This is a genomic window from Pseudomonas sp. SWRI18, assembly GCF_014268345.1.
GTDB classification, from domain to species: Bacteria; Pseudomonadota; Gammaproteobacteria; order Pseudomonadales; family Pseudomonadaceae; genus Aquipseudomonas; species Aquipseudomonas cedrina.
The window spans coordinates 43,413-52,299 of record NZ_JACCQQ010000030.1 but is presented as its reverse complement, the minus strand read 5'-3'; the positions used below and the strand labels follow the sequence as shown (position 1 = coordinate 52,299).

Annotated in this window: 8 protein-coding genes; 3 read left to right on the top strand and 5 right to left on the bottom strand. The window is 63.5% G+C overall.

Annotated elements, in window-relative coordinates:
• Nucleotides 1-298: 298 nt before the first annotated feature.
• The 5 genes from H0Z09_RS24910 to H0Z09_RS24890 all read right to left on the bottom strand — a co-directional run bounded on the left by H0Z09_RS24910 (nt 299) and on the right by H0Z09_RS24890 (nt 5,388).
• A complete protein-coding gene (locus tag H0Z09_RS24910) occupies nt 299-523 on the bottom strand; it encodes an MbtH family protein (protein WP_076953031.1) in 225 nt (74 codons plus the stop codon).
• Between the two features lie 82 nt (nt 524-605).
• Nucleotides 606-2,000: an aspartate aminotransferase family protein gene (locus H0Z09_RS24905; protein WP_186694263.1), complete on the bottom strand. Its 1,395-nt coding sequence runs from the start codon at nt 1,998-2,000 to the stop codon at nt 606-608.
• Nucleotides 2,001-2,482: 482 nt separating this feature from the next.
• On the bottom strand, nt 2,483-3,250 hold the full coding sequence (locus H0Z09_RS24900; RefSeq protein WP_186694261.1) for an N-acetylmuramoyl-L-alanine amidase: 768 nt from the start codon (nt 3,248-3,250) through the stop codon (nt 2,483-2,485).
• Between the two features lie 141 nt (nt 3,251-3,391).
• Nucleotides 3,392-4,711, bottom strand: coding sequence for an ATP-binding protein (locus H0Z09_RS24895; RefSeq protein ID WP_186694258.1), 1,320 nt, complete (start codon nt 4,709-4,711; stop codon nt 3,392-3,394).
• Entirely contained in the window at nt 4,708-5,388 is a 681-nt protein-coding gene (locus H0Z09_RS24890; RefSeq protein ID WP_076953027.1) for a response regulator, read from the bottom strand. Before H0Z09_RS24890 ends, H0Z09_RS24895 begins: the two co-directional genes overlap by 4 nt.
• A gap of 164 nt (nt 5,389-5,552) precedes the next feature.
• Here H0Z09_RS24890 and dsbD point away from each other — a divergent pair, with 164 nt between their 5' ends.
• Genes dsbD through dsbG form a run of 3 tightly spaced genes read left to right on the top strand, consistent with a single transcriptional unit; the run spans nt 5,553 to nt 8,875 of the window.
• Nucleotides 5,553-7,292, top strand: a complete 1,740-nt coding sequence (gene dsbD / locus H0Z09_RS24885) for a protein-disulfide reductase DsbD (RefSeq protein ID WP_186694256.1) — start codon at nt 5,553-5,555, stop codon at nt 7,290-7,292.
• On the top strand, nt 7,293-8,138 hold the full coding sequence (locus tag H0Z09_RS24880) for a TlpA disulfide reductase family protein (protein WP_186694253.1): 846 nt from the start codon (nt 7,293-7,295) through the stop codon (nt 8,136-8,138). It begins immediately after the preceding gene.
• Nucleotides 8,114-8,875, top strand: coding sequence for a thiol:disulfide interchange protein DsbG (dsbG, locus tag H0Z09_RS24875; protein ID WP_076953024.1), 762 nt, complete (start codon nt 8,114-8,116; stop codon nt 8,873-8,875). The genes H0Z09_RS24880 and dsbG overlap by 25 nt, the downstream gene beginning before the upstream one ends.
• The last annotated feature ends 12 nt before the right edge of the window (nt 8,876-8,887 follow it).

Sequence of the window (8,887 nt, the reverse complement as noted above, 5' to 3'; positions counted from 1 at the left end):
CAGGCTTTGGAGCGTGGGTAACCCGGCAGGACGCCGGGTTAGCCGCACTGGGCCATGGATGGCCCATTGCGGCGGCCCACGCTCCAAAGCCGGAGTGAGGGCATGCCGAGCCTAGGCGAGGCACCGAGTGTTGGGGCGAAGGCCTTTTGGTTACTTTTGGGCCTTTCCAAAAGTGACCCGCCGTAAGGGCGGAACCCTAAGTGGCCGTGACCGCAGGAATGGATATGTACTCACCTCAAATACATGGTAGGCCCAAAGGCCGCCACGGAAGCAAGCTCCCACACTGAATCGTGACGAATCAGTTAGCGACGGCAGCACCATCCATCTTCTGCCGCAAACTCAACGGCCGCATATCAGTCCAGACCTCCTCGATGTAGGCCAGGCACTCTTTCTTCATGCCGCTCTTGCCCACGGTGCGCCAGCCTTCCGGCACTGCCTTGTAGTCGGGCCAGATGGAATACTGTTCTTCGTGGTTGACCACTACCTGAAACAGGATGTCGTCGCGGTCAAATACTGAGGTCATTGCTGTTCTCCATCGCTAAAAGGCGGGCTGCGCACCGTGCGCAGCACTGATATCTGTAGAAACGTATAACCCTGGCAAAAAATTAGAGGCTGGCGACCGCCGCCGCCAACGCGCGCCCGAAGATATCCGCGACCCGGTCGACTTCGGCGGCGGTGATCACCAGCGGCGGCAGGAAGCGCACCACACTGCCATGTCGCCCGCCCAGCTCGAGAATCAGCCCGCGCTTGAGGCATTCGCGCTGCACCAGCGGCGCCAACTGGCGATGGACTGGTGGGTGGCCTTGAATGTCGAGTGGACCCTCGGGCTCAACCAGCTCCACGCCGAGCATCAGCCCGCGGCCGCGAATATCCCCCAGGTGCGGGAAGTCGCGCTGCAGGATGCGCAGGTGTTCACCCAGGCGTTCGCCCATGGCCGCCGCGTGGCCGGCCAGGTCGTGGTCCTTGAGGTAGCGCATCACCGCCGAACCCGCCGCCATCGCCATCTGGTTGCCACGGAAGGTCCCGGCATGCGCGCCCGGCAACCAGGTGTCGAGCCAGTCGCGGTACACCACCACCGCCAGCGGCAGGCTGCCGCCGATGGCCTTGGACATCACCACCACATCCGGGAGGATGCCCGCGTGTTCGAAGGCGAACATCTTGCCGGTGCGGCCGAAACCGCTCTGGATCTCATCGACGATCAACGCCACGCCCGCTTGCTCGGTGATGCGGCGCAGGCCGCGCAGCCAGTCCAGATCAGCCGGGATCACCCCGCCTTCGCCCTGCACCACTTCGACGATCACCGCCGCCGGCAGCAAGACACCCGCTTCCGGGTCATTCAACAGGTTTTCCAGATAATGCAGGTTGACCCGCACACCTTCCGCGCCGCCCAGGCCGAACGGGCAACGGTAGTCGTAGGGATACGGCAGGAATTGCACGCCATTGCCGAGCAACGCGCCCAAGGGCTTCTTCGGTCCCAGGCTGCCCATCAGGCTCAACGCGCCCTGGCTCATGCCGTGATAACCGCCCTGGAACGACAACACGGTGCTGCGCCCGGTGGCGGTGCGCACCAGTTTCAAGGCGGCTTCGACGGCATCGGTACCGGTGGGGCCGCAGAACTGGATCTTCGCTTCCCGCGCCAGCGCTGGCGGCAACAGGCCGAACAGGTCCTGCACAAACTGGTCCTTGACCGGGGTGGTGAGGTCCAGGGTATGCAGGGGCAGTTCATCGGCAAGCACTTGCTGGATGGCCTCGATCACCACCGGGTGGTTATGCCCCAGCGCCAGGGTACCGGCGCCGGCCAGGCAGTCGATGAAGCTGCGGCCTTCCACGTCTTCCACGTAGATGCCTTTGGCGCGCTTGAGCGCCAGGGGAATGCGCCGTGGGTAGCTGCGGGCGTTGGATTCCTGCTGGCGCTGACGGGCGAGCAGCGGGGTGTCGTCGAACTGGTAGAGCGTTTCATGCACCTGGGCGTCTTCGATACGGCTGGTAGCGACTGACATTTCTCGATCCCTCAATACGCTGATGATGACCAAACTGCCGATCCGATGGCGTCTGGCCCAAGGGGCATGCGCACGGATTTCCTGTTCTGGAAACGCACCAGTGCCGGGAGGATTTACTCCGCATGTCGCGAAAAGCCAATGGCCGGTAACTCGAGTAACTGTGGGAGCTGGCTTGCCTGCGATGACCATAGGTATCTACACAACTTTCAAAGGCTGACAAATCTCCGTGTAGTGAGCGGGCTTGTCCCGCGCTGGGCTGCGAAGCGGCCCCAACCCAGGCGACCTTGTTCTATCTGGAACTCTGCGGTGTCTTTATTGGGGCGGCTTCGCCACCCAGCGCGGGCGGTGCGACGATTCGCCAAGCCCGCTCACTACAAAAATGTGTAGATACCTATGCTGCGATGACATCACCTCGGTGTGCCTGATGTACCGAGATGTCTGCATCGCAGGCAAGCCAGCTCCCACAGGACAGCATCCAGGCCTCAGAGCCCGAGGTACTTTTCATTCAGCGCATATAAGATCGCGCAGGTCTCTGCGTCCAGAACCCCGCAGAAATCCCGCGGGCGAAAGTGCATCTGAAATGCCCGCGTCCTCTGTTGAAACGCCTGCCGGTTCTTTGCAGGCGCATACCCGTAACGCTGGAACGCCCGCTCCACCTCGACTTCCGAGGGCAACCCGGTGCAAAACCGACGTTGATACATCCCCCGCGTCGTCTCATCGAACCAGGCCCCCACACCTGCTTCATGCAAGCGACGCCACGGCAGTTGCGGCCCTGGATCGCTCTTGCGCGCATACGCCACGTCCGAATGCCCAAGGATGTCGGTGGGCCCAACTTGCGGATAGCGCCCAAGGATGTCGCGAACCAGCGCTATCAACACGTCAGTCTGTTCCTCGCCATAGGACGGAAAAGTGAACACCCCGCCGTCATCCCGCGCCAGGTTGACGATTTCGATGCCAATCGAGCGGCTATTGAGGTTATCGCGCCCCGCCCAATGGCTGACCCCGGCATGCCAGGCGCGCTTTTCTTCCGCCACCAGGCGAAACACCCGCAGCTCTTCATAACCGGCAGCGCGGTAACTGGGGTCATCAGGATCGGGCAGCAGATAGTGCGCACTGACCCCGTCCTGGGTCAGGGTGCGCAGGGAGGAGCCAAAGGGCGCCGCGGTGTAATGCAGAATTACCTGCCTCACAGGCTCGCCGTTACGCTCGTTGAAGCCCGTGGCAGGAAAACTGGTATCAATGACCAACATAAGAACCGTCCTTTTCAATTCAGGCCGAGTCGTTCAACCCGTTCAAACGCAAAAAATCAACGCCATCCTGAAGGCTTGAACCTCAGGAGGGCGGTAACTATTTGTGCTTGAAAGAAAAGTTGGCACCTGAAAGAAAAGTGATCAGCGCCGCAGCGGCATGCCCAATTCGACGCGCAGGCCATCCGCCTGGCTGTCGAACTTCAGCGAGCAGGAACAACGCTGCACGATCGCTTGCACGATCGCCAGGCCCAGGCCGCAGCCTTCGCTGTTGCCATTGCGCCAGAAGCGTTGGGTCAGGTATTGCAGGTCCTCGGGCGAGATCTGCTTGCCGTGGTCACGCACGCGGAACACCACGTGATCGGCCGAGGTGATCACGCGCAGCTCCACCCGCGTATCCGTCGGCGTGTGGCGCATGGCGTTATCCAGCAAGTTGCGCAAGGCCGCGACCGCCAGGCCAACCGGCATGCCCACCGGCGCGTCGGACAGAGTGTCGGGCAGGATCAGGTCGATGCGCGCGTTGTCGCCGGCATTCGCATCCTGGATCGCCAGCCGTGCCACTTCTTCAGCACTGGACTGCACGCCATCGTCGAATGACAGGCTGCCTTCCACTCGCGCCAGCAACAGCAATTGCTCCAGGGTGCGATGCAGGCGGTCGGCGCCCTCCTCGGCGTGGGCCAGGGACTGGTCGCGGGCCGCGCCCTCGGTCATGCGCGCCACTTGCAGGTGGGTCTTGATCGCCGTCAGCGGGCTGCGCAGCTCATGGGCGGCGTCCCCGGTGAGGCGCCGTTCGCGCTCGATGGTCTTGGCGATGCGCTGCAACAGTTGGTTCTGGGTGTCGAGCAGTGGCTTGAGCTCGCTGGGCAGTGGGTGGATCTGCAGCGGCTCGAGGGAGTCGGGGCTGCGGCGCATCAACGCGTCACGCATGCGGTTGAGCGGCAGCAGGCTCTGGCCGATGCCCAGCCACAACAGGCACAGGCAGCCCAGCATCGCCACGCCCACCGGCACCGACGCCGCCAGCAGGATCGACAGGTTCAGCGCCTCGCGTTCCACCTGGCGATCAGCGGTGGTGATCAACAGGTCACCACGGGACAGGGTAAAACTGCGCCAATTCACGCCATCGATCACTTGGTCCCGAAAGCCGCTCACCCGCGACTCCAGCCCTTCATCCGGGGTAGCGTGGCTGCGCGCCAGCACTTCGCCACGCAAGGAGCTGACCTGGCACGCCATGCCCCCCGGTACATTCAGGCTGCCATGCAAATGCGCGCCAGCGCTCTCACTGGCCAGCCCCGGCATCTGCTCGGTGAGCCCCGCCACCATGCGCGCCGATGCCACCAGGCGCTGGTCGAGGGAGAACATCATCTGGTTACGCAAGTCGTTGAGCATCCAGGCCGCCGCGAGGGCCCAGATCAGCACAAAGGCGGCGCCCAGCTTGAACGTCAGGCGCAGGCGCAGGCTTTTCACGGGGCGTCCTCGCCCCCGTCAGCCGGGCCCAGGCGGTAGCCCAGGCCGCGCACGGTCTCGACAATGCCGTTGCCCAATTTGCGCCGCAGGTGGTGGATGTGCACGTTGAGCGCATTACTTTCAAGCTCATCGTTGAAACCGTAGACGCTGTCCTTGAGCTGCTCGCTGGACAGCACGCGGCCCTTGTTGTGCAGCAGGGCTTGCAGCAGCGCCTGCTCACGGCGTGACAGGTCCACCGGCTGGCCGCCCAGGAAGGTTTCGCGGCTGCTGGGGTCGTAGGCCAGGCGGCCATGTTCGATCAGGTTGACCCGGCGGCCGGCCACGCGGCGCAGCAGGGTCTGCAGGCGCGCGGCGAGCTCGCGCAGGTCGAAGGGCTTGAGCAGGTAGTCGTCGGCGCCGGCTTGCAGGCCGTCGACGCGGTTGGTCACCGAGTCGCGCGCGGTGAGGATCAGCACGGGGATTTCCAGACCCTGGCTGCGCTGTTGCTGCAGCAGCTTGAGGCCGTCCTCGTCGGGCAGGCCGAGGTCGAGCACCATGATGTCGAAGGTGGCCGCCCGGAGCATGGCGCGCGCGGCGCCGGCGGTAGCCACGCGCTCGACGGTAAAACCCTGGGCGGTAAGGCCGGCCACGATGCCGCTGGCGATCAGTTCGTCGTCTTCACAGACCAGTACGTGCATGGTGAACCCTTCAGGAAAGATGGGGGGTGATTAAAGGTGCCGCGGATTAAGCGCAGATTATGCCGCTAAACCCGCCACACTCCCTCTAGAATAGCCTGGGTTAATCATCGGTTAATCAACGCCACACATTGTGTGCCTCACTTGCATCGAACTAAGGCTTGACCATGCGGCATCTGTTTATCTTTCTGCTGGTGTTGTTCGCGGGGTTCGCCCAGGCCGCGCCGGGCAACCCTTTCGCGACCAAATCCGAATTCCCCCCCGCGGAGAAGGTTTTCGTCTTTACCTCCGAACGCCTGGAGTCGGGTGAAACCCAGCTGTATTGGCAGATTGCCGACGGTTACTACTTGTACAAACAGCGCATGAAGTTCGACGGCCTGGAGCAAACACCGCTGCTGCCACAAGGTGAAGCCCATAGCGACGAGTTCTTCGGCGAGCAGCAAGTGTATCGCCAGGGCCTGGAAGTGAAGATTCCGGCCGGCGCCACCGGCCAGGTCAAGCTGGGCTGGCAGGGCTGCGCCGATGCGGGACTGTGCTACCCGCCGCAGTCGATCACCGTGGACCTGGGCGGCAACCCTGCCGCTGTCGGCACGACACAAGGGCCGGCCGAGGCTCAGGACCAGAGCCTGGCCAGCAGCCTGCAACAACACAGCCTGGGCTGGAACCTGCTGGTGTTTTTCGGCCTGGGCCTGTTGCTGGCGTTTGCCCCGTGCTCGTTGCCGATGCTGCCGATTCTCGCCGGCCTGGTTGTCGGCAGCGGTGCCAGCCCACGGCGTGGCTTTGCGCTGGCCGGCAGCTACGTGGTGTGCATGGCGCTGGTGTACGCAGCGCTGGGTGTACTGGCCGCCCTGCTCGGCAACAGCCTCGCCGCGTTGCTGCAAACGCCGTGGATCCTGGGCAGTTTCGCTGCCTTGTTTGTGATCCTCGCCCTGCCGATGTTCGGCTTTTTCGAACTGCAAATGCCCGCCTTCCTGCGTGACCGCCTGGACAACATCAGCCGTCAACAACGTGGCGGCAGCCTGGTAGGCGCGGGGGTGCTCGGCGCGCTGTCCGGCCTGTTGGTAGGCCCGTGCATGACCGCGCCCCTGGCCGGCGCGCTGCTCTATATCGCCCAGACCGGCAATGCGCTGCACGGCGGCCTGATCCTGTTCACCATGGGCATCGGCATCGGTATCCCGCTGTTGCTGCTGGTGACCGTGGGCAACCGCTTCCTGCCCAAGCCGGGCACCTGGATGAACGTACTCAAAGGCATCTTCGGCTTCCTGTTCCTCGGCACCGCCGTGCTGATGATTCGCCCGGTGGTTGACGACGCCTTGTGGATCGGCCTGTGGGGCGCCCTCGCGCTGATAATGGCTTACTGCGGTTGGACCCTGGCCCACGAATACGGCCTGGCCGCCAAGGTGTTTGGCGCCGGCTCCCTGGTGCTGGGCCTGTGGGGCGCCGTGCTGGTGGTGGGCGCAGCCGGTGGCAGCGGTGATCTGTGGCAACCGCTCAAGGTCTACAGCGGCTCGCGGGCCGCCGCCGCATCGACCGCTCACGACGCCTTCATGACCATCAATGATCCGGCCGTGCTGCAAAACCAGCTCGACAGCGCAAAGGCCCAGGGCCAATGGGTGTTGCTCGACTATTACGCCGACTGGTGCCGGTCCTGCAAGATCATGGAGAAAGATGTATTTGGTAAGCCGCAAGTCATGGAGGCCCTGAAAGGCGTACGCCTGCTTAGGGTTGACGTGACGAGCGATAACGATGCCAGCCGTGAACTGCTGGCGCGCTATAAGATTCCTGGCCCGCCGACCTTCATCTGGATCGGCCCCAACGGCGAAGAACGCCGCGCCCAACGCATCACTGGCGAAGTGGATGCCGCCGCCTTCCTGCAACGCTGGACACACACCCGGGACGCCCTCTGAATGCTGACGCTGACCATCGGCACCTTCGCCATCGCCTTGAATCACCTGCTGCTCATCAGCGCGCTGGTTCTGGCCACCCTGGTGGGTTGGCGCGTGGCCAAGCGTGGCGGTGAAAACCCGGAATCGGTGCTGTTCAGCCTGTTCCTGTTGGGCATGCTGGTCGCCCGCGTCAGTTTTGTGCTGATGTACTGGAGCGATTACCGCCACGACCCGCTGCAGATGGTCGACCTGCGCGACGGCGGTTTCCTCGCCTGGCCCGGCGTGATCGCACTGGTCCTCGGCGCACTGGCCTACGGCTGGCGCCGCCCGGCCCTGCGCAAGCCACTGGGCGCCGGGGTAATCACCGGCCTGATGTTCTGGGGCATGACCAGCCTGTCCCTGAGCCTATACGACAAGGGCACCCAACTGCCGGACATCACCTTGCGCAATGCCAATGGCGACGTGGTGCAACTGGCTGACTACAAAGGCGGCCCATTAGTGATCAACCTCTGGGCCACCTGGTGCCCGCCGTGCCGTCGCGAGATGCCGGTACTGGAACGCGCCCAGCACCAACGCCCCGACGTGACCTTCCTGTTCGTCAACCAGGCCGAAAGCATGCAAAGCGTCGCAACCTTCCTCGCCACCCAGGGCCTGACCCTCGACAACGTACTGTTCGACGCCAGCGGCCGCCTTGGCCAAGCCGTGGGCTCGATGGCGCTGCCCACTACGTTGTTCTACACAGCGGACGGACGCTTGATCAACAGCCACCTCGGCGAACTGTCCCAAGCCAGCCTGGCCCGTGCCATGGAACCCTTCGACATCGATACAACAAGGAAACCCACATGCCCCGCCTCCGCCACCTGCTGACCCTGCTGCCACTGACGCTGGCCGCCACCCTGGCCCACGCCGAAGACTGGCCGGCACCGATCAAACAGATCGAGGCCAAGGGCGCCAAGATCCTCGGCAAATTCGACGCCCCCAGCGGCCTCACCGGCTACGCCGCACAATACCAGAACCGCGGCATGGCGCTGTACCTGACCGCCGACGGCAAAAGCGTGATTGCCGGTAACCTGTACGACGCCCAAGGCAATGACCTGAGCAGCGCGCCCCTGGAAAAACTGGTGTACGCGCCCATGGCCAAGGAAGTCTGGGCCAAAATGGAAAAAAGCAGCTGGATCCAGGACGGCGACGTCAACGCGCCGCGCACCGTCTACCTGTTCAGCGACCCCAACTGCCCCTACTGCAACATGTTCTGGGAACAAGCCCGTCCTTGGGTAAAAGCGGGCAAGGTGCAGTTGCGCCACATCATGGTCGGCATCATCCGCGAAGACAGCCCAGGCAAATCCGCCGCGCTGTTCGCCGCCAAGGACCCGCAAAAAGCCCTGCAGGAACACGAAGCGGCGGGTAAAGGCAGCAAGTTGCAGGCACTGGACAAGATCCCGGCCGATATCGAGGCAAAGCTGGATGCGAATATGAAGTTGATGGAAGAGCTGGAGTTATCGGCGACGCCGGCGATTTTCTATCTGGATGACAAGGGTGGGTTGCAGCAACAGCAGGGGGCTCCTTCGCCGGAGAAGTTGGGGAAGATTATGGGGCCGAAGTAAGCGCATCCGAAC

Coding starts and splice junctions, on each gene's coding strand:
- H0Z09_RS24910 (WP_076953031.1), bottom strand. CDS start 523: ATGACCTCAGTATTTGACCGCGACGACATCCTGTTTCAGGTAGTGGTC.
- H0Z09_RS24905 (WP_186694263.1), bottom strand. CDS start 2,000: ATGTCAGTCGCTACCAGCCGTATCGAAGACGCCCAGGTGCATGAAACG.
- H0Z09_RS24900 (WP_186694261.1), bottom strand. CDS start 3,250: ATGTTGGTCATTGATACCAGTTTTCCTGCCACGGGCTTCAACGAGCGT.
- H0Z09_RS24890 (WP_076953027.1), bottom strand. CDS start 5,388: ATGCACGTACTGGTCTGTGAAGACGACGAACTGATCGCCAGCGGCATC.
- dsbD (WP_186694256.1), top strand. CDS start 5,553: ATGCGGCATCTGTTTATCTTTCTGCTGGTGTTGTTCGCGGGGTTCGCC.
- H0Z09_RS24880 (WP_186694253.1), top strand. CDS start 7,293: ATGCTGACGCTGACCATCGGCACCTTCGCCATCGCCTTGAATCACCTG.
- dsbG (WP_076953024.1), top strand. CDS start 8,114: ATGCCCCGCCTCCGCCACCTGCTGACCCTGCTGCCACTGACGCTGGCC.